At 61.5% G+C, this 20,493-nt stretch carries 19 protein-coding genes; 11 read left to right on the forward strand and 8 right to left on the reverse strand.

What is annotated here, in order from left to right; translation table 11 throughout:
• Nucleotides 1–79: 79 nt before the first annotated feature.
• Nucleotides 80–982, forward strand: a complete 903-nt coding sequence (gene rpoH / locus ACZ9IU_RS16360) for an RNA polymerase sigma factor RpoH (protein WP_038544637.1) — start codon at nt 80–82, stop codon at nt 980–982.
• A 92-nt stretch (nt 983–1,074) separates the two neighbouring features.
• Nucleotides 1,075–1,458 (forward strand): ACT domain-containing protein, encoded by a 384-nt coding sequence (locus ACZ9IU_RS16365; protein ID WP_038544639.1) that lies wholly within the window; start codon nt 1,075–1,077, stop codon nt 1,456–1,458.
• Between the two features lie 57 nt (nt 1,459–1,515).
• On the opposite strand, the gene ACZ9IU_RS16370 is transcribed toward ACZ9IU_RS16365, so the two are convergent.
• The 4 genes from ACZ9IU_RS16370 to ACZ9IU_RS16385 form a co-directional block, all read right to left on the reverse strand.
• Nucleotides 1,516–1,800 carry a HigA family addiction module antitoxin gene (locus ACZ9IU_RS16370; RefSeq protein WP_038588996.1) on the reverse strand — a complete coding sequence of 95 codons (285 nt, stop codon included), beginning with the start codon at nt 1,798–1,800 and terminating at the stop codon, nt 1,516–1,518.
• Between the two features lie 13 nt (nt 1,801–1,813).
• On the reverse strand, nt 1,814–2,092 hold the full coding sequence (locus ACZ9IU_RS16375) for a type II toxin-antitoxin system RelE/ParE family toxin (protein ID WP_038544643.1): 279 nt from the start codon (nt 2,090–2,092) through the stop codon (nt 1,814–1,816).
• A gap of 73 nt (nt 2,093–2,165) precedes the next feature.
• The gene (locus tag ACZ9IU_RS16380) at nt 2,166–4,859 is read right to left on the reverse strand and encodes a hypothetical protein (protein ID WP_038544644.1); all 2,694 of its coding nucleotides are present in this window, start codon (nt 4,857–4,859) and stop codon (nt 2,166–2,168) included.
• 59 nt (nt 4,860–4,918) lie between these two features.
• Complete coding sequence (locus tag ACZ9IU_RS16385) at nt 4,919–6,217, reverse strand: adenylosuccinate synthase (RefSeq protein ID WP_038544646.1); 1,299 nt, start codon at nt 6,215–6,217, stop codon at nt 4,919–4,921.
• 289 nt (nt 6,218–6,506) lie between these two features.
• Between ACZ9IU_RS16385 and ACZ9IU_RS16390 the strand changes: the two genes are divergently transcribed.
• Nucleotides 6,507–7,397, forward strand: coding sequence for a DMT family transporter (locus ACZ9IU_RS16390; RefSeq protein ID WP_038544648.1), 891 nt, complete (start codon nt 6,507–6,509; stop codon nt 7,395–7,397).
• A gap of 120 nt (nt 7,398–7,517) precedes the next feature.
• Here the strand turns inward: ACZ9IU_RS16390 and ACZ9IU_RS16395 are convergent, their stop codons facing one another.
• Together ACZ9IU_RS16395 and ACZ9IU_RS16400 are read right to left on the reverse strand one after the other, a co-directional pair.
• Nucleotides 7,518–9,692 (reverse strand): methyl-accepting chemotaxis protein, encoded by a 2,175-nt coding sequence (locus ACZ9IU_RS16395; RefSeq protein WP_244447429.1) that lies wholly within the window; start codon nt 9,690–9,692, stop codon nt 7,518–7,520.
• Nucleotides 9,693–10,030: 338 nt separating this feature from the next.
• Nucleotides 10,031–10,252, reverse strand: coding sequence for a hypothetical protein (locus ACZ9IU_RS16400; RefSeq protein WP_038544650.1), 222 nt, complete (start codon nt 10,250–10,252; stop codon nt 10,031–10,033).
• A 249-nt stretch (nt 10,253–10,501) separates the two neighbouring features.
• Between ACZ9IU_RS16400 and ACZ9IU_RS16405 the strand changes: the two genes are divergently transcribed.
• A complete protein-coding gene (locus ACZ9IU_RS16405; protein ID WP_038544652.1) occupies nt 10,502–11,290 on the forward strand; it encodes a creatininase family protein in 789 nt (262 codons plus the stop codon).
• Here the strand turns inward: ACZ9IU_RS16405 and ACZ9IU_RS16410 are convergent.
• Nucleotides 11,287–12,258, reverse strand: coding sequence for a LysR family transcriptional regulator (locus tag ACZ9IU_RS16410; RefSeq protein ID WP_038544654.1), 972 nt, complete (start codon nt 12,256–12,258; stop codon nt 11,287–11,289). The genes ACZ9IU_RS16405 and ACZ9IU_RS16410 overlap by 4 nt on opposite strands.
• Nucleotides 12,259–12,449: 191 nt before the next feature.
• Here ACZ9IU_RS16410 and ACZ9IU_RS16415 point away from each other — a divergent pair, with 191 nt between their 5' ends.
• The 6 genes from ACZ9IU_RS16415 (at nt 12,450) to ACZ9IU_RS16440 (ending at nt 18,522) form a co-directional block, all read left to right on the forward strand.
• The gene (locus ACZ9IU_RS16415; protein WP_038544656.1) at nt 12,450–13,466 is read left to right on the forward strand and encodes an ABC transporter substrate-binding protein; all 1,017 of its coding nucleotides are present in this window, start codon (nt 12,450–12,452) and stop codon (nt 13,464–13,466) included.
• A gap of 95 nt (nt 13,467–13,561) precedes the next feature.
• Nucleotides 13,562–14,386: an ABC transporter ATP-binding protein gene (locus ACZ9IU_RS16420; protein ID WP_038544658.1), complete on the forward strand. Its 825-nt coding sequence runs from the start codon at nt 13,562–13,564 to the stop codon at nt 14,384–14,386.
• Nucleotides 14,386–15,225, forward strand: a complete 840-nt coding sequence (locus tag ACZ9IU_RS16425; RefSeq protein WP_038544660.1) for an ABC transporter permease — start codon at nt 14,386–14,388, stop codon at nt 15,223–15,225. The genes ACZ9IU_RS16420 and ACZ9IU_RS16425 overlap by 1 nt, the downstream gene beginning before the upstream one ends.
• Entirely contained in the window at nt 15,225–16,535 is a 1,311-nt protein-coding gene (locus ACZ9IU_RS16430) for a cytosine deaminase (protein ID WP_038544662.1), read from the forward strand. Before ACZ9IU_RS16425 ends, ACZ9IU_RS16430 begins: the two co-directional genes overlap by 1 nt.
• A 2-nt stretch (nt 16,536–16,537) precedes the next feature.
• Complete coding sequence (locus ACZ9IU_RS16435) at nt 16,538–17,944, forward strand: FAD-binding oxidoreductase (protein WP_038544664.1); 1,407 nt, start codon at nt 16,538–16,540, stop codon at nt 17,942–17,944.
• Complete coding sequence (locus tag ACZ9IU_RS16440; RefSeq protein ID WP_038544666.1) at nt 17,944–18,522, forward strand: NAD(P)H-dependent oxidoreductase; 579 nt, start codon at nt 17,944–17,946, stop codon at nt 18,520–18,522. The genes ACZ9IU_RS16435 and ACZ9IU_RS16440 overlap by 1 nt, the downstream gene beginning before the upstream one ends.
• Here the strand turns inward: ACZ9IU_RS16440 and ACZ9IU_RS16445 are convergent.
• Complete coding sequence (locus ACZ9IU_RS16445; RefSeq protein ID WP_080719193.1) at nt 18,519–19,133, reverse strand: GNAT family N-acetyltransferase; 615 nt, start codon at nt 19,131–19,133, stop codon at nt 18,519–18,521. The genes ACZ9IU_RS16440 and ACZ9IU_RS16445 overlap by 4 nt on opposite strands.
• A gap of 106 nt (nt 19,134–19,239) precedes the next feature.
• Here ACZ9IU_RS16445 and ACZ9IU_RS16450 point away from each other — a divergent pair, with 106 nt between their 5' ends.
• On the forward strand, nt 19,240–20,439 hold the full coding sequence (locus tag ACZ9IU_RS16450; RefSeq protein ID WP_038544668.1) for a low temperature requirement protein A: 1,200 nt from the start codon (nt 19,240–19,242) through the stop codon (nt 20,437–20,439).
• Nucleotides 20,440–20,493 lie beyond the last annotated feature (54 nt).

Consider the following 20,493-nt stretch of genomic DNA (forward strand, 5'->3'; position numbering starts at 1 on the left):
CTGCGCCGCTTGGCTCGCCTTCAGCATGTACAGCAAGATCAAAAAGGGAGCCGATACATAGATCGGAAAGGGGTGCTTTATGGCCCGCAATACTCTGCCTTCCATTACTGCCGGTGAAGCCGGCCTCAACCGCTATCTCGACGAAATCCGTAAGTTTCCCATGCTGGAACCCCAGCAGGAATACATGCTGGCGAAACGGTATGCCGAACATGCCGACCGAGATGCGGCCCACAAGCTGGTCACCAGCCATCTTCGTCTCGTAGCGAAGATCGCCATGGGTTACCGCGGTTATGGCCTGCCGATCGGCGAAGTCGTTTCCGAGGGCAATGTCGGCCTGATGCAGGCCGTCAAGAAGTTCGACCCGGAACGCGGATTCCGCCTGGCAACATACGCAATGTGGTGGATCAAGGCCTCGATCCAGGAATACATCCTGCGCTCGTGGTCCCTCGTGAAAATGGGCACCACCGCCAACCAGAAGCGGCTGTTCTTCAACCTGCGCCGGTTGAAGGGCAAGATCCAGGCGATCGACGAAGGTGATCTGAAGCCCGACCAGGTGGCCGAAATCGCCACCAAGCTGAACGTCTCCGAGGAGGAGGTGGTTTCCATGAACCGCCGCCTGTCCGGCGACGCCTCGCTGAATGCGCCGATCCGCGCCACCGAAGGTGAATCCGGCCAGTGGCAGGATTGGCTGGTGGACGACCACGAAAGCCAGGAAGCCGTACTGATCGAGCAGGACGAGCTCGACACGCGCCGTCGCATGCTGGCCAAAGCTCTGAGCGTGCTGAACGACCGCGAACGCCGCATCTTCGAGGCCCGTCGTCTTGCCGACGATCCGGTAACCCTTGAGGAACTGTCGGCCGAGTTCGATATCAGCCGCGAACGCGTCCGCCAGATCGAAGTCCGTGCCTTTGAAAAGGTGCAGGAAGCGGTTCAGAAGGAAGCGCTCGCCCAGGCGAACGCTCTGCGCGTCGTCGACGCGTAGTCCGCCGCGACGCTGACGATATGAAAGGGGCTGCTTCGGCGGCCCCTTTTCTTTATCTTAAGCATCCATCTACTGGAAAGGGAGAAGCAGGGATGGCACCGCGCATCACACTCAGGGAGCTTGCCGGCAGCTACGCCATTGCCAGGCTTGAAGCTGCCGACCGTATTCCCGCATGGGCCGACGGCGACGGTTTCGTCAGCATCAACCGCACCGACGACGAACTTTCGATCGCCTGCCGCGAGGAGCGCGTGCCTTCCGACATCAAACAGGATGGCAGCTGGACCTGCTATAAATTGCAGGGGCCTTTCGCATTCGGAGAAACCGGCATCGTGCTCTCGGTGATCCAACCGCTTTCGGAAAACGACATCGGCATTTTCGTCGTCTCCACCTTCGACGGCGACCATCTGCTGATCAAGACGACCGACAGACCGAAGGTCCGCGAGCTGCTGCAGGCGGCCGGTCACACGCTTGTTTAGGAAAATCGCCGTTTGGCATCTACTGGCAAAAAGCGGGTGGCTACACCGGCTGGAACGTCAGGCAGCTTCGGCCGGTTTGACCTCTTCCGCGATCCGTTCGCCATTTTCTCGTTCGGCAAGAGCGAGTTCATATGCGGTCTGCAGATCAAGCCAAAAGCGGGCACTGTTTCCAAAATACCGCGCCAATCTCAGGGCTGTATCGGGCGAGATGCCGCGCTTTGCATTGAGAATGTCGGTGATGCGGCCTGACGGCAGGCGAAGTGAAAGAGCGAGCTGATTGGCCGACAGGCTGCGTGCGGTGAGTTCGCGCTTCAAAATGCGACCCGGATGAACTGCTATCATCTGCATACCCTTCCTAATGATAGTCGACGATTTCCACGTCCCAGGCATCTCCATCCCTGAACGTGAAACAGATCCGCCACGGCCCGTTGATCGTCATTGCCCACTGTCCTGAGCGATTTCCGGAAAGCTTGTGAAGGCCAACCGATTTCAATGGACTGAGATCGTTCAGGGACGAGGCCGCGTGGAGCGCCGCCAACAACTCGATCGCGGCCTCTTCGTCCATCCCCGAAAACTTGGATTTGCCTTCCTCGGCAAAGCGACGGGTTGAACTATTAACCCAAGATTTGATCATGAAGAAGCGTACTACGCTCGGCGTAGTACGTCAATCGTCCACCACCACTAGGCTTCAAGGTGCCGTGTCTCGGTCACTGTCCGCTGGCGGTCGCTCCGAGCGTGCCCCATTCGCGGATCGCATCGTTGAAAGCGCGTTCGCCGTCCGGCCCCTTCTGGAGCGTCAGCAGCGCACGGCGCCCATTGCGATAGGCTATCGGAATGTCGATCCAGTTGCGGTTGCGCAGGAGTTCCAGATTGGTCGAGCGTGCGTCCGGGAAATCGTTGAGTGCGATCATGTGGAAGTCGTCGGTAATCTTGGCGGGCACCGCGATCAGCGCGTTGCCGCGATCCTGCTCGCTGGACTTCATGGCGATGCGCTGCACGCTTTCGATCGCACCGCCTTCGAAATCCGGCGGCACGGCGAAGACGATCTCGATCAAGTGACTTGCCGGCAGCGACGGGTCGCTATTGCGCTTGAAGGTCATCAGCGCCGTCAGGCCCCTGCCCGGCACGTTGATCCGTCCCTGAACGACAGGCTCCTGCCGGCCGTTCGCACCGGCTTCGCGTTGAAGCGACCAGGACACCGTGCCGTCGATGGCCGTCGGCGCCGTCTGGCCGATCCGCTCCTCGTAGAGGAACATTTTTTGGCCTGCGAGCGCCGGAGCCTCCGCCGGGTTCGCCGGCGGGGTGCTGGCGGGCGGGGCGACGTTATTCGGCGTGGGCACCGCCGGTGGCGTTTGAGCCGGTGCCGCGCTGGTGCTGCCATTCGGAGTCCGCGGAGCCGCGGCCGGCGCACTCGGAGTGGGCGCTGGCTGCGCCGGAGGATTGGCGGGCGGCGCGTTGAGCTGGGCTACCGACTGCCCTTCGGCATTCTGCGCCAGGCCGGCGGTGACACCCGGTCCCGCATCGACCTCGCTGCCGTCGGCCATCAGCCGCTGCGTGAATTTGGTCCCGGCCGCCGATCCGTCCGCGGCGCGGGGAGTGGCAGGCGGCGTATTGGCCGCACCGTTCGGGGACGGCGTTGCCGGGGTGGAAGGTGTCGAAGGGGTGCTGCGGTTGGGCTGCGGCGCGGCGGGCGCGGGTGAAGGCGCCGGCGTCTGCTGCGCCGTCTGGCTACCGGGCAGGCTCGACTGGATCAGGCCGTCGACCATGTCGTTCAGCGAGTCGCGGTTCAGCCAGATCGCATAACCCCCGCCGCCGACAAGCGCCAGGCCAACGATCGCCAGCACGATCCCGGCGTAGTTGCGCTTGCGCACCGGGGTGACCCGATAAGGCCTTGCCGGCGCATGCATCAGGTCGTCCGCATCTGCATCGGTGTGAAGCGTACTGCGCGCGCCGCCGCCTGAAGAGGACGACGTGTCCTTGTTGAAGCCGATCAGTTCCTCGAGATCACCCCACGGATCGTTTTCGACCGGTTTCGCGGGCGCGGCAGTGGCCTTCTGGGGCTGCTGCTGGTCAAGATATTCGGCGAATGGATCGATCCCGGCAGCCTCGTCCCCCTCTGCTGACGCTGCCGCACCCTTTTGCTGCGCGAGTTCGGGCACATCGGCGACCGACGGCATGCGGACATAAGCGGCCGCCACGTGGGTCTCCGGATCGAAATGGGCCGCGGCCGGGGCTGCGGTTCCGTGACCATGGCCAATCGGTTCGACAGGACCGGCCGTGACCAGTTCGGGCACATCGTTCCATGCCGCGGCAGCGACCGTTTGCGGGCTCGGCGCCGGCGGCTCGGCCGGAGCCGGCACCTCCCAGCCCCAATCCTCGTCTACCGGCTTGGCCGGTTCCGGCGGCTGATGCGCCTCGGCTGGCTGCTCGACCTCCATCCGGTCCTCGACCGGATGCTGATCTTCGAACGGATGCGGTTCGCTGTGCCATGACTCCACGAACTCGGGAGCGCCCTGCTGAACGGTCTGGTCGCCACGCGTCGGATAGGGGAAATCGTCCTCGGGCGTCTCATTCCCAGCGGTATCGACTGGTTCGGCGGCTACCGATTCGGCATTGACCGGTTCCGGCACAACCGGCTCGGACGCCGGCAGCGGTGCCGCCGTCGGAAACTCGATCGTGCTCTCGTCGAAAGCCTGCGCAGCCTCGGGCGCCTGTTCGGTATGATCGTAAGGGTGAGTTTCGGATGACGGCGCTTCCGACGGTACGTCGTCCCGCCAATCGCCATATTGCTGTGCGGCGGGCTCCTGCTGATCGGCAACTGGCGCTGCCTCTTCTTCCTCGTGGAGGACGGCCGGCTCGGAGACCGGAGGCTCAACGTAGGCGGGTTCTTGCGCAACCGGCTCCGGCTCGGCGGGCTCGGCCTGAACGACGGCTTGTCCCGGTTCTTCATAACCGTCTTCGTAAAAGACGGGCCGTTCTGCGCGAACGACGGGGGCTGATTCGGATGCGGCCGGCGTCTCTGCCGGCTCATGGCTTTCCGGCACCTGAGCCGGTTCGGCAGCGGACAACTGGTCGTCCTGGTATTCGGAAACCCGCTCCGCTGGCTGTTCTGCGCCATCGCGCTCGACCGAAGCAGCCTCATCGACTGTCTGGGCATCTGCGGCACTTGCGTCAGCTATCGGTCCCAGCGCTTCGGCATGTTCGCTCTCGACGTCGACAATGGCGGCTTCGAGCTTGTCGAGCTGCCGCCGCAGCATGTCTTCAGGCGGACGCGGCTTCATGTTCTCGAGTTGCCGCTGGACGGCGCCACGAGCCTTTTCATAAACCTTCGCACGCATCTCCGGCGTATTGTTCGCCAGACCGTCAACGGCGCGGCGGATCACCGCTACAAAATCAGCCATCAGCACTTTCTCATGTAAGCCGGCCCGAAGGCCGGCCGAATGGTAATCAATTCTTGACTTTAATCTTCAAACGGGTCGGTCACAAGTATGGTGTCGTCCCGCTCCGGGCTGGTGGAAAGTAGGGCAACCGGCGCACCGATCAATTCCTCGACCTGGCGGACATATTTGATCGCCTGGGCTGGCAGATCCGCCCAGGAGCGTGCCCCGACCGTCGATTCCTTCCAGCCTTCGAGGGTGACATAGATCGGCTCGACGCGAGCCTGGGCGCCCTGGCTTGCCGGAAGATGGTCGATCTGCTCGCCGTCGAGCATGTAGCCGACGCAGATCTTCAGCTCGTCGAGGCCATCGAGCACGTCGAGCTTGGTGAGCGCGATGCCGGTGATGCCATTGGTGGCGACTGACTGGCGCACCAGCGCTGCGTCGAACCAGCCGCAGCGGCGCTTGCGGCCGGTCACGGTGCCGAATTCATGGCCCTTCTCGCCGAGGAACTGGCCGATCTCGTCCTTCAGCTCGGTCGGGAACGGGCCTTCGCCGACGCGAGTCGTGTAGGCCTTGGTGATGCCTAGGATGTAGCCGAGCGAGCCCGGCCCCATGCCGGAACCGGCAGACGCCTGGCCGGCAACCGTGTTCGACGAAGTGACGAACGGATAGGTTCCGTGGTCGATATCGAGCAACGAGCCCTGGGCACCTTCGAAGAGGATGCGCGCGCCCTTGCGGCGCTGCTTGTCGAGCAGTTCCCAGACGGTTTCCCGGAAGGGAAGCACACGGTCGGCGATCGAGGTCAATTCCTGCATGATCGCCTCGTGCGAAACTTCCTTCTCTCCGAGACCCCGGCGCAACGCGTTATGGTGGGTGAGAATACGATCGACCTTGCCCGGCAGCGTCTCCATGTCGGCAAGGTCCATGACGCGGATCGCGCGGCGGCCGACCTTGTCTTCATATGCCGGGCCGATGCCGCGGCGGGTCGTGCCGATCTTGGTGCCGCTGTTGGAGGCGGCATCTTCGCGCATGCCGTCGAGCTCGCGGTGCAGCGACAGAATCAGCGTGGCGTTATCGGCGACGCGCAGGTTCTCAGGCGTGACCTTCACGCCCTGCGCGCCCAGCTTTTCGATTTCGGCCAGGAGCGCATGCGGGTCGAGGACAACGCCATTGCCGATCACGGCGATCTTGCCGGGACGGACGATACCCGAGGGCAGCAGCGAAAGCTTATAGCTGATACCGTCGATGACGAGCGTATGGCCCGCATTGTGACCGCCCTGGAAACGCACCACGATATCGGCACGTTCAGAAAGCCAATCGACGATCTTGCCCTTGCCTTCGTCACCCCATTGCGAACCAACCACGACTACGTTCGTCATCTGCGTTTCCTGTATTGCGGGCAAAGCCCCACGCGACCACACGCGCACCTTCCGTAGATCAATATTGATATACGGTCGATGCGCCAATTTGATTTTGCATGCACTGCCTTTGGCGGATGGAACCTGCTCAGAGGCATTGCAAACGGCCGCATCTATAAAGCCTCGTCAGACGGAAAGCGACCTGTTTGTCACTCGGCCGTGGTTTTTACGTGACAAAAGCGTGGACTGCACGCTATTTCCCGGGCCGTTACCCCTGAAACCACCGTCATTTTCGGCGCCGGAGACCAACTTGCATAAAAAGGCCTATCTCTCGCTCGTCATTGCAACCCTGGCCTGGGGCGGCAATGCGGTAGCGGGCAAGCTCGCCGTCGGCCATGTGAGCCCGATGATGCTGACCTTCTGGCGCTGGTTTTTCGCCGTCGCCATCATCTTCGCTATCTCTGTGCCGCAGCTCATCAAGGACTGGCCGGTCGTCAGGAAGAACCTGCCGATTCTCCTCTTCCTCGGCGTCGTGGGTTATGTCGTCTTCAACGGCGCGCTCTATACCGCCGTCAACTACACAACGGCGATCAACGTGACGGTCGAGCAGGCGGTCATCCCGATGCTGATCTTCGTTATCAACTTCGCCCTCTTCCGGATGAAGGTCTCCTGGGCGCAGATCCTTGGCTTCACCCTGACGCTCCTCGGCGGCATCATCACCGCCATCCACGGCGACTTGAGCGCGCTGGTAACGCTGACCGTCAACTTCGGCGACGCGATCATGATGATCGCCGTCGTCGCTTATGCAATCTACACGGTGGCGCTCAGATGGCGCCCGAAGATCGACTGGCGAACGCTGATGGCGGTCCCGGCTTTCTTCGCAATGGTCTTCTCGCTGCCGCTGGTATTCTGGGAATATTCGGCCGATCGCGTGATCTGGCCGGATGCGAAAGGCTGGGTCGTGGTGCTCTATACGGGCATCTTCGCCTCGCTGATCGCGCAGGTGCTCTACATCAAGGGCGTCGAGGAGATCGGCGGCAACCGGGCCGGGCTGTTCATCAATCTCGTGCCGGTGTTCGGCACATTGCTCTCGGTCGCCATCATCGGCGAGAGCCTGCAGCTTTTCCATATCGTCGCGCTGGCGCTCGCACTCGGCGGCATCGCCATCGCGGAATGGGGAAAACCTCATATAAACCGGTAGTCTTGCTGAAAATGAAAACCGCCGGCCCTTGCAAAGGAGCCGGCGGTTTTCAAATCCCCGACGAGGAAATCCCGCCACCTGCAAAGGCATTAGGCAGGGTTCGGTTGGTCGCGGTGCTCCTTAGCTGGCCATGGCCAGCCGTCCGGGAGCGAATGATCGCTGATCGCGCCCGTTGTTTCGGCTCACTTCGAAGCGCGCCAGCAGTTCGGAAAGGCGGCTGCTTTCCTGCGCCAGGGTAGCGCCGGCCGCATTCATTTCTTCGACCATGGCGGCGTTCTGCTGGGTCATCTGGTCCATGTGGTTCACGGACGTGTTGATTTCCGAAAGGCCTAACGCCTGCTCGTTTGCCGCGATGGCGATCGCCTCCATATGCTGGTTGACCGCTGCGACAAGCTTGGCGATCTCCTTGAGGCCGTCGCCGGTATCATTGACGAGAACCACGCCCTGATTGACGGCGGCTTCGGAATTGCCGATCAGCGTCTTGATCTCCTTGGCGGCCTTGGCCGAGCGCTGCGCCAGTTCGCGGACTTCCTGGGCAACGACTGCAAATCCCTTGCCCGCCTCGCCCGCGCGGGCGGCTTCCACGCCTGCGTTGAGGGCCAGCAGGTTTGTCTGGAACGCGATCTCGTCGATGACGCCGATGATCTGGCTGATCTGGTTCGACGCCATCTCGATCTTCTGCATCGCATTGACCGCATTGGAAACGACCGTGCTGGAGTTCTGGGCGCGGGAGCTCGCATCGCGGACGATTTCCCGTGCTTCGCTCGCCCTTTCGGAGGTCTGCTTCACGTTGGTTGTCACCTCTTCCAGCGCTGCCGCTGTCTGTTCCAGCGATGCGGCCTGCTGTTCCGTGCGCTTCGAAAGCTGGTCGGAAGCAGTCGAGATCTCGTCGCTGCCGCTGCGAACACCCTGGGCGGTCAGGTTCACGCCTTCGAGCGCGGTGCGCAACTGGCGGACCGAGCTGTTGAAGTCATGACGCAAGGATTCGAACTGCGCGGAAAATTGCCTGTCGATCTCACACAACAGATCGCCAGCGGCAAGACGCTGCAGGCCGGAGGCGAGTTCTGATGTGGCCTGGGTCAGCCGCTCCTCGGCTTCGGACTCTGCCCTGCGCTGGAATTCGGCGCGTTCGGCTTCCGCCGCCTTGCGTGAGCTTTCCGCATCCGCCTCGAGCTGGCGGTTCTGCTGCGCTGCCTCGCGGAAGATTTCCACCGCGCGTGCCATGTCGCCGATCTCGTCGGTGCGAGCAGCACCCGGGATTTCGACGGAAAGGTCGCCGCCGGCGAGCGTGCGCATCACACCCGTCAACCGGCTGATCGGGTTGGCGATCCGCACGATGACCGTGTAGATGCCGAGAAGCGAAAGCGCAAAAGCGATGAGGGTCGCAACGCTGTAGATGGTGATGGACTGCTTTGCGGAAGCAACCTCCTCCGCCGTCAGCCTCGTCATCTCGTCGAGCGCGGCGGAGGCCATATCGGCAATCGAAGCCTGTGCGGGCGCGGCGGGCTTGCGCCAGTCGTCGACCGCCATATCGAAGGGCTTGCCGGCTTGAAACGCCTTGAGGGCGCCATTGCGCTGTTCGGCATAAGGTCCGGCGAAATAGGTCGTTTGTGCCGTCCGGTAGAGCGTCTTGATTTTTTCAGGCGTCGTCTCCGCGTTGGAGAGCTGGGTGATGACATCCCATGCCGTTGCCACGCGTGCATCCTGAACCGCGATTTCCGTCAGCTTGTCAGCGGCAAGCGGCTGCTTGGCAATCAGAGCACTGACGAAGGTGGAGTTGGCGGTGCCGAGCTGCGTGCGCGCCGTCCAGGCAAGGGAGCGGATCTGTGTGAACATGATCATCCCCGGCCCGCGCGCATTGATGGTGGCCTCGACCTGATTGGCGGCCTTTTCGAGATCGGCCAGCATCGTATCGGCAAGTCCGAGCACGGCCTTGCCGAGTGCCGGATCGCGATCCTTGACTGCCTGCATCAGCGCGGTGTCGACAGTCGCACGATAACCCGCCCACTGCGTGTAGGCGTTGAGGACGGGAGAGATCGTGTTGCGCAGGCTCACCTGTTCGACGTTGGCGGTCAGGGTCTTTACCGCCGAGAAGGCCTTGTCCATCGACTCGCGGCCGGTATCCATGTTCTTGCGGCTGGACGCGACCTCGGCAGGTTCCATCTTGATGGCCGAAGATATGCCGCCGCGCTCGCCGCGTAGTCCGATCAACGCATTGAAAAGTGCTTCGTCGAGCTGTGCTAGTTCCGAGAGCCGGGTGGAGTTCCGGTAGCGGTCTATCTCCTGAGACAGCATTTTGCCCACGAGACCCAAAATGCCGAGGCTCAAGACAACAAAAGCCAATATCAAAGTATGCTTGATCGAAATCCGCACCTGCATCGCTCCTTATTTCAACAACCGCCGCGGGGTTGGCTGGTTCGGCGGCTTCCCGGACTTGGACGGGAAAGATGGCCTAACCTCGCGTAGAACGTTAAATATTCAATTAAATACAACGCGTTCCGGAAGCCTGCGGAATCATTTTGCAAACCTGAAGCATCGCAATTGCCGAATGGCGAAAACCCGCCTCCCCATGGAAGGAAGGCGGGCCGGTCCGTCGTGCTGCAACGGACGGGAGCGAGGAGAGTCGCTCCGGATCAGATATGATGATAGGTCGGAAGGATCGGACGACGCTCGCGGGTCGGGCTCTGCGCCTGATTGCCGGATAGCAATCTATCTTTCATCGCGCCTTCATGGCGTTCGGTTGCCACATTTTCGGACAGCACGCGAGCGAAACCGCCGACACCCGCTGCCCGCGATTCCTTGCCGACAATAAGCGCCGTCAGGACGATTGCGGAGATAATGAGCTTCTTGATCATGGCTCTGCACCCTTTTCTTCGGACGGCTTGGATGCCGTTTCTTGAATGGCTTCATCCTATCCAGACGCTATTTCGGGCCGCTTAAACCGAAAGATGCAATTTTAGTGAAATCAGCTTTTTTCCCGACTTGGCACAGAAGGCTCGAAACAGCGCACTCAAAAAGGCAGCAGACTAGGCGGAAATTGATGCTTTTCGAGATGTGCCCGATCTCCTACCCCTCAAAAACAAGATGCAGAAAGGCAGGATAACATGGGCAAGCCATTTTACTGGAACGAACTCAACACACTCGATTTCGCCGGCCTTTCGCCCGACAAGACCATCGCCATCCTGCCGATCGCTTCCACCGAGCAGCACGGTCCTCACCTACCAATCGCAACCGATGTGGCAATCGCCAACGGCATGCTGGCCGAATTGAAGACGCAGCGCCCCGAAGACCTCGATTTCCTCGTTCTGCCAACCCAGGAAATCGGCAAGGCGAACGAACACGTCTACGGTCCCGGCTCGCTATCCTTCGGGCCGGAAATCCTGATCCCCGCCTGGACCGCGATCGGCGCCAAGGTGGCGGAAGCAGGCGTGAAGAAGCTCGTCTTCGTCAATTCGCATGGTGGCAATGTCGATATCATGAGCATCGTCGGCCGCGAGCTGCGTGTCCGCTACAAGATGGCGGTAATCGGCACGCAATGGGGCCGCTTCGGCAATCCGCCCGGCCTGATCAGCGAGCACGAGCAAAAATACGGTATCCACGGCGGCGAAGTCGAAACCTCGCTGATGTTGCATTTCCGACCAGAATTGGTGCGGATGGAGAACGCGCAGAACTTCGTCTCCAAGGCGGAAAGCCGCTCGAAATACATGCAGCCTGCCCCGCCGCACGTGCTGTCCTGGGTGGCCCATGACCTGAACCCCCACGGCGTCGTCGGCGACGCCTCGAAGGGCACCGCCGAAAAAGGCGCGGCTATCTGCCGCCATCAGGTCGCGGGCTTCATCGAGATGCTGCGGGAATTCGAAACATTCCCGCTCGACGAACTTTATTCCCGCTAACCCTCGTCGCGCTGCGCGTCCCGGCCATGCGGCTGGAGCGGCAGATGGCCCTTGGCCTGCAGCTCGGCGACCATCGCGGCAAGCTCCGATAGCAGGAATTCCACGAACAGGCTGGTCGCCGTATCGAGCGTCGTGCGCGCACGGGCGAAAAGCTTCATCGGCTGATGGCGCGCGTGCGGGTTGGCGATCGGCCGGAAGATCAGCTCGCCGCGACGGCACTCCGACAGCACGTCGAGCGGATTGAGCAGTGTCAGGCCGGTGCCCGCCTTGACCAGCTTCTTCAGCATTTCGGAGGCATTGCTTTCCACCAGCGGCTCCACCGCGATCGAAAGCGGTGATAGCGCCAGGTTGATGATGTTGCGCAAACTGGTGCCCGACTGTGCAAGCACCAGCGGTTCCTGCACGACATCCGCAAGATCGACCGGCCCCTCTTCCACCGCCAGCCGATGCCCCGGCGGCATCACCACGCCGATCGGTATGTCGAAATTGGCAAGTGTCCGAATGCCGGGCGTCGCCGGGATGTTGAAGCCAAGCCCGAAATCCACCTCCCCCGTAATCACCGGCTGCATCGTGTTCGACGGCCCGTCATTGCGCAGATGAACCCGCACGCGCGGATGCTGCGCGACGAAGCGGGCTATGATCTCGGGGAGCGGCCCTGCGGCGAGCCCGACGGTCGAGACCAGCGTCACCTTGCCGGCCTGCGGCATCTTGAGACCGCGGATCCGCGCTTCCATCCGCTCATAGGTCTTCAGCACCTCCCGGATGTGCTCGATACAGAGCTCGCCGGCCGCCGTCAGCTTCAGCCCGCGCGGCATCCGCTCGAAGAGCGGCGCCCCGAACTCTTCTTCCAGGGCCAGAATCTGCCGGTTGATCGCCGACGACGCGACGTTCAGCCGGGCGGCCGCCTTGCGGATCGACCCGCAACGGGCGATCTCGTCGATATATTGAAGTTTTCGCGAGTGCAGCATTTTCTCCGAAGCCCCTCATTGCATGTTTTTTGATCATGCACCACAATTTGGCAGGTTAAAATTCGAGCGCTGCCCTAAAGGCATCAATGTGAACGAATTTTGATGCTTTTCAAAGAGCAACGCAACCGTACAAATGTCCATCATAAGCTGCTCTCACGATGCCGCACGGTTTAACAGGGGAACAAAGCGACATGTCCAAATCATTGATGATGAAGAGTTTTCTGGCCGCGCTCGGCCTTTCGGCGATGGCGCTCGCCGCTCAGCCGGCTGCAGCTCTCGACGAAGTCTCCTACGGCACCAACTGGCTCGCTCAGGCCGAGCATGGCGGCTTCTACCAGGCCGTCGCCGACGGCACCTATGAAAAGCATGGCCTGAAGGTGAAGATCGTGCAGGGTGGCCCGAATGCCGCCAACCGCGCGCTTCTGATCGCCGGCAAGGTGGATTTCTACATGGGCGGTCCGCTCGGCGATATGGACGCCGTCAAGCAGGGCATCCCGCTGGTCAGTGTCGCCTCGATCTTCCAGAAGGACCCGCAGGTCCTGCTCGCCCATCCCGATGCCGGCGTCGAGACCTTCGCGGACTTGGCCAAGATGAAGACCATCTTCATGGGCAAGGAAGGCTACACCACCTATTTCGAGTGGATGAAGAAGAACTTCAAAGGCTTCAAGGACGAGCAGTTCAAGCCCTACACGTTCAACCCTGCCCCCTTCATCGCCGACAAGGCTTCCGCACAGCAGGGTTACCTGACCTCCGAACCCTATGAGATCGGAAAGCAGGCCGGCTGGACGCCGAAAGTGTTCCTGATCGCCGATGCCGGTTACGGCCCCTATTCGACGATGATCACCACCACGCAGACGATGATCGACAAGAAGTCGGATGTCGTGCAGCGTTTCGTCGACGCTTCGCTCGAAGGCTGGTACACTTATCTCTATGGTGACAACAAAGCCGCCAACGACTTGATCAAGAAGGACAATCCGGAAATGACGGATGGCCAGATCGCCTATTCCATCGCCAAGATGAAGGAATACGGCATCGTGGTTTCCGGCGACGCCGAAACCAAGGGCATCGGCTGCATTACCGACGAGCGCTACAAGAAGTTCTTCGAGTCCATGGTCTCGATCGGCGTCGAACCGGCCGACCTTGATTACAAGAAGGCCTATTCGACCAAGTTCGTCTGCAAGGGCGTAGGCATGGCGCTGAAAAAATAGTCTCGGAAGAGCGCAATGGTTCATTCCCTCTTTGCTGTGCCTGCCACGGGAAAGAGGGAATTGCCGCCCTGTCCCGACTAAGTTCAAGGCCCACAATGAGCATGTCCCAAGCCCCGCTGGTACCCGCCCCCGGGGAGACACGCAGACGCCCGCTGGTCGTCATGCGCTCCGTCTCGAAAATGTTCTCCAGCGGCACGCTGGCGCTCTCCGACATGTCGCTGACGGTCGAGGGCGGCGAGTTCGTCAGCCTGCTCGGGCCGTCCGGCTGCGGCAAATCGACGGCACTGCGCATCATTGCCGGCCTCGGCGACGTCTCGACCGGCACGATCGACTGGCCGAGCTCCCGCATCAATTCCAAGGGCCTGCCGGAAGGCGACATCTCCTTCGTCTTCCAGGAGCCGACGCTGATGCCGTGGCAGACGGTGTTCGGCAACGTCTACCTGCCGCTGAAATTGCGCGGTGTTTCCAAATCCGCCGCCCGCGCCGAAATCATGAAGACGCTCGCGACCGTCGGCCTCCAGGACTTCGCCGACGCCTATCCGCGCGAACTGTCCGGCGGCATGAAGATGCGTGTCTCGATCGCCCGTGCGCTGGTGACCAAACCGAAGCTGCTCTTGATGGACGAGCCCTTTGCGGCGCTCGACGAAATCACCCGCCAGAAACTCAACGACGACGTGCTGCGGCTGTGGCGCGAGACAGGTATCACGGTGATCTTCGTCACCCATTCCGTATTCGAGTCCGCCTATCTTTCCAACCGCATCGTGGTGATGAAGGCGCGACCCGGCCGGGTGCACGCGGATTTCCCGCTGGTGACGAGCCTTGAGCGCGATGCACGTTACCGCACCTCGGAAGAGTACCGCCAGGCCTGCGAAAAGGTCTCGACCATGCTCATCGAAGCAATCGGCGGGGAGGAACATTGATGGCCGACACCGATACCGCCCTGATGCCGCCAAAGCCGGGCTTACTCAGCCGCAACCGCGATACGCTGCTGCGCACCCTGATCCCGATCTGCGTGGTGGTCTGCCTCGTCCTCCTCTGGCAGTTTATCATCACCGTCAACAGCATCCCGCAATATATCCTGCCGGGGCCGTTGGCGGTCGCGAACTCGCTCTACAACGACTGGGGCACGCTCTCGCCCGCTCTCTGGGTGACGACGCAGATCACCATGCAGGCGCTGGCGCTGGCGCTGATCGGCGGCGTCGGCATCGCCGTCTTTCTCATTCAGTCGAAATGGATCGAGACGGCCTTCTATCCGATCACCGTCATCCTGCAGGTAACCCCGATCGTGGCGATCGCCCCGCTGATCCTGATCTATGCCCCGACGACGCAAATCGCGCTTTTGATCTGCGCCTTCCTCGTCGCCTTCTTCCCGATCCTCTCGAACATGGTGCAGGGCCTGAAGAGCGTCGATCATAACCTGCTCAACCTCTTCGATCTCTACGGCGCCTCGCGCTGGCAGACGCTGCTCTACCTGAAACTCCCCTCCTCGCTGCCTTATTTTATGACGGGATTGAGGATCGGCGGCGGCCTGGCACTGATCGCGGCGGTCGTTGCGGAGTTCGCGGCAGGCTCGGCAGGCGCCGGTTCGGGCCTTGCCTTCCGGCTGCTGGAATCCCAGTATCGCCTCAACATTCCGCGCCTGTTTGCGGCATTGATTTTGTTGTCGCTGCTCGGCGTGGTGATTTTTGCGATCACCTCCTTCATCTCCTGGTTTTTCCTGCATCGCTGGCATGAAAGCAGCCTGAAAAGAGAAAACTGATGACTGCCTTCATGACGCTTCCCGACGCCCGCCGTTTCGCGCTCACCAATGCGACGCTGCCGGCGGTTCTGGTCAAGGGCCTGCCGGCTGTCGCAAAAGACGGCCTCATGGAGGCCGATCTCGTCATCGCGGACGGGAAGATCGAAGCGATCCTGCCAAGGGGTTTCGCACCCGCCGATCTGGTCTCCGCCGATATGCGCGGCGGCATGATCTGGCCCTGCTTTGTCGACATGCACACCCATCTCGATAAGGGCCATTTCTGGGACCGACGCCCCAACCCGGACGGCACGTTCGAAGGCGCATTGATGAATGTGCGCGAGGACCGGATCGCCAACTGGACGGCCGAAGACATCCGCGCCCGCTTCGAATTCTCGTTGAAAAGCGCCTATGCCCACGGCACCAAGCTCATCCGCACCCATCTGGATTCGATCCCGCCGCAGCCGGATATCTCCTTCCCGCTATTCGATGAGCTTCGCGCCGAATGGAAGGATAGGATTGCGCTGCAGGCAGTCGCCCTGCTGCCGCTGGAATGCGTGCTCGACGAAAGCGTCTTCGGCGGCATCGTCGCGACGGCGAGGCGTTATGGCGGACTACTCGGCGGCGCCACCCGCATTCTGCCGGATTTCGAACGGATCCTCGACACGCTCTTCGAGGCGGCCGCCGACAACGGCCTCGACATCGACCTGCATGTGGACGAGACGGAAGACAAGCAGGTCCTCACCCTGGAGGCCATTGCCGAGGCAAAACTCCGCAACCGTTTCGAAGGCTCGGTGACCGTCGGCCATTGCTGCTCACTGGCCCGGCAGGACGACGAGACCGCAAGCCGCGTCATCGACAAGGTGGCCAAAGCCGACATCTCGGTCGTCTCGCTGCCGATGTGCAACATGTACCTGCAGGACCGCCATGCCGGCCGCACGCCCCGTTGGCGCGGCGTCACGCTGTTCCACGAACTCGCCGCCGCCGGCGTCAAGACTGGCGTCTCCTCCGACAATACCCGCGATCCGTTCTACGCCTATGGCGACATGGACCCGGTCGAGGTGTTCCGCGAAGCGGTGCGTATCCTGCATCTCGACCATCCGCTCGACACCTCCGCCCGGGTCGTCACTTCGACGCCCGCCGAAATCCTTGGGCGACCGGATATCGGCGTGATTGCCGAAGGCGGCCCCGCCGATCTCGTGATGTTCAGCGCAAGGCGCTGGAGCGAATTCCTTTCCCGTCCGCAGGCCGACCGCATCGTGATGCGGAATGGCATGGGCATCGACCGTCGCCTGCCGGATTACCGTGACCTGGACCCGATTTTGGACAAGTGAACATGCCGGATTACGCACAGATCAGACAAGAACTCGAAGGCCTCGCGGTCGAGGACAATCCGGCGTTGGTGCGCCAGAAGAGCCGCGATTTTTACTGGTATTCGCCGATCCTCAAAGAAGAACTCGAGAGCGTTACCGCCGATCTCGTCGTCTCGCCGAAGAGCGAGGAAGAGGTGATCCGGGTGCTGAAGGTCGCCTACGCGCATGGCGTGCCGGTCACCCCGCGCGGTGCCGGCACCGGCAATTACGGCCAGGCCATGCCGCTCTCCGGCGGCATCGTGCTGAACCTCATCAACATGAATAAGGTCAAGGAAATCCATCCGGGCCGCGTTATCGCCGAGCCCGGCATCGTGATTGCCGAACTCGACCGCCAGACAAAAGCGCATTCCGGCCAGGAGCTGCGCTTCCACCCCTCCACCGCCCAGACCGCAACCATCGGCGGCTTCGTTGCCGGCGGTTCCGGTGGCGTCGGCTCGATCCACTGGGGCGGCTTGCGCGACCTCGGCAACATCCTGCGGCTGCGCGTCGTCACCATGGAGGCCGAACCTCGCGTGCTCGACCTGACCGCCTGGGACCTGCAGAAGGTCACCCATGCCTATGGCACCAACGGCATCATCGTCGAGGTCGAGATGCCACTGGCCCCCGCATACGACTGGGTGGACGTGCTGGTCGGTTACGACGACTTCATGGACGCAGTGCGCTTCGGCGATGCGCTCGCTCACAAGAACGGCCTGCTGATCAAGGAAATCGCCCCGATCGCCGCACCGATCCCCTACGACTATTTCCCGCGACACAAGCCGTTCCTGCGCGACCGCAACCAGTCGATCGTCGTGCTGATGATCGCGCCGCATTCGATCGACGCATTCACCGCCTTTGCCGAGCGCCAGAAGGGCGAAATCCTGTTCCGCTCCGACAAGGTGGAAAGCATGAAAGGCATTCCGCATGCCTACGAGCTTGCCTGGAACCACACGACGCTGCGTGCCCTGAAAGTTGATCCCGGCTTCACCTATCTGCAGGTCCAGTATCCGGGACCGGATCATGTCGCCAAGGTCGAGAAGATGACGAAACTGTTCGGCGACGAGGTGCCGGGCCATCTGGAATTCATCAAGTTCGACGGCCGCATGCAGTGCTCCGGCCTTCCTCTCGTCCGTTACACGACCAGGGAGCGGCTGGAGGAGATCATGCAGATCCACCGCGACAACGGCTGCCCGATTTTCAACCCACACCGCTATACGCTGGAAGAAGGTGGCATGAAGCAGACGGACACCGTCCAGCTTGCCTTCAAGAAGGAGACCGACCCGAAGGGCCTCCTCAACCCCGGCAAGATGATCGCCTGGGACAATCCCGACTTCGATTTCTCGGCCGGCAAGAACTACCTCTTCCCGGGCCTTGCCGCAGCAGGTGGCTGATGCGTGTCCTGCTCGTCCACTCGCATCCGGTCGAGGAAAGTTATGGCGCAGCGCTGCACAGGCAGGCACGCGAAAGCCTTCTGAAGGCCGGCCATGAGGTGGATGACTGCAACCTCTATGCCGAAGGTTTCGATCCGGTCATGTCGCGCCATGACCGGATGACCTACCACGATTACCCCAACAACCTGTCGCTGGTGAAACCCTATGTCGACCGGCTGCAGGCGGCCGAAGGCCTGGTGATCGTCACGCCGGTCTGGAATTTCGGCTGGCCGGCCATGCTGAAGGGTTATTTCGACCGCGTCTGGCTGCCCGGCATCACCTTCGAGCTGAAGGACGGCAAGCTGACGCGAAAGCTGCATATCGACAAGGTGGCGGTGGTGACCACCTACGGCGCCACCCGCTGGCGCGCCTTCCTCGCCGGCGACCCGCCGCGAAAGCTGTCGAAACGCGTGCTGCGGGTACAGACCAACCCTGCCCGGCCGGTGACGTTTCTCGCCCATTACGACATGAACAACTGCACACCGCAGACACGCGCTGCGTTCCTCGACAAGGTCCGGCGCGAGATGGAGCGGTTCTAGCCCTCCGTTTCGCGGCGGCGCATTACCAGAAGAGCCGCCGCCTCCACCATTGCGACCCGCGTGGCCGCATCCGGTTCGTCTACGTCCGGCGTATTCCGCTCGGAGATGAACAGAAACCGATCCACCTGCGCCCCAGCGGCCGTTACCGTCCGATAGATTTCCCAGCGCTGATGGATCCTCGCCGCAACCCGGAGCGACGGTATATTTTCCGGGCTGACGATCGAGACGATCCGCTCGAAACCGAGGCCGCCGAGACCAAAATCACGGCAGGCAGCGGCCGCCTCAACGGCATAACCACGGCCGAGCCATTCGCGCCGGAGATGATAACCAATCTCCGGCTCCAGGCCGTGGGGCGTCGGCTGAAGGGTAATGCCGCAATCACCAATCAACTCGCCGGCTGCCTTCTCGATGATACCCCAGAGACCGAAACCGTTTTCCGCATAACTCCGGAAAGCAAGCTTTTCGAACCATACTTCGGTTTCTTCGAGGCTCTTGGCGCGCGGATAAAAGCGCATGCTCTCGGCATCGCCGAAGATGCGAAACAAGATCGGCAGGTCCACCCTGGTAATTTCCCGCAATACCAGCCTTTCCGTTTCAACAACGTCACGCATCCCAAGCCTCGATCATCGCGATATGGCCCGCCACTCTTTACTTGAACACGCTTTTTTGCGCTATTTTCCTCGATCGCGAATCTTCATGTTCAGGGACAGGCAGACAATGACTGAGGCTTCACCACTCGCTACTATCCTGCGTCCCTTGCATCCTCGCGATCCTAACGAGCATCACCGGGTCGCAACCCCGCTCGAACTGCTGTTCGACCTGGTGTCGGTGATCGCGATCGCATCCGCCGCCGCCGGCCTGCATCATGCGATTGCCGAAAATCATGCCGCGCAGGGGGTGATGACCTTCATCATGGCCTTCTTCGCCATCTGGTGGGCCTGGATGAACTTCACCTGGTTCTCGTCTGCCTATGACAATGACGACGTCGTCTATCGGTTGCTGACCATGGTGCTGATGGGCGGCTCGCTGACGATTGCCGCCGGCATTCCGGCTCTCTTTACCGAGGCACCGGATTTCACGCTGGTGATCTATGGGTACGCCGTCATGCGCATCGCCATGATCATCCTGTGGCTGCGGGCCGCCTATCACGACCCTCGCTGCCGCCCCACCGCGCTCGGTTATGCGATCGGAATCTTCCTCGTCCAGCTTCTCTGGCTGAGCTTCCTCTTTCTGCAGCCCCTCACCTTCGGCGTATCCTATATCCTCTGGGCACTCGCCGTGATTCTTGAACTTGCGGTGCCCGCCGTCGCCGAACGGCTGACCGCCAACACGCCCTGGCATCGCCACCACATCGTCGAGCGTTACGGCCTGCTCAACATCATCGTGCTCGGCGAGACGCTGCTTGCCGGTTCGACGGCACTTCGCCAGTTCGCCGGCGAGGTCAACATCATGCTGGTGCATACGGCGCTTTCGGCGCTGGTCATCGTCTTTTCGCTCTGGTGGGTCTATTTCGCCCGCGAGGAACAGCTCAACAGCCATCACTTGAGGCGTTCGCTTCTCTGGGGCTACGGTCATTTCTTCATCTTCACCTCGGGCGCCGCGGTCGGTGCCGGCTTTGCGGTGCTCGTCGACATCATCACCCACCATTCCGAAGTCTCCATCCTCGTTGGCGATTATGCGGTGGCGATCCCAGTCGCGATTTATCTGGCGAGCCTGTGGTTCGTACGCGACCGTTACGTCTGCATCGGCCCGGCGCGTTTCACGCTCGCCGTGTTTGCCACCCTGACGCTGCTTGCGCCGGCAATCGGGCTCGGGCTCGAAGGCATTGCGGCCACGACCGCGCTCGGCGTCATCGTGCGAAACCTGTTTGCCGGACGCGCCTATTTAGCGTCACCAACATCTCATCCCGGCCACTAAACTTTTCCTTAAATTTTACCGGTTATTAATCTCTGGAAACCGAGAGATTAAGCG

The organism is Mesorhizobium sp. USDA 4132, from assembly GCF_056279545.1.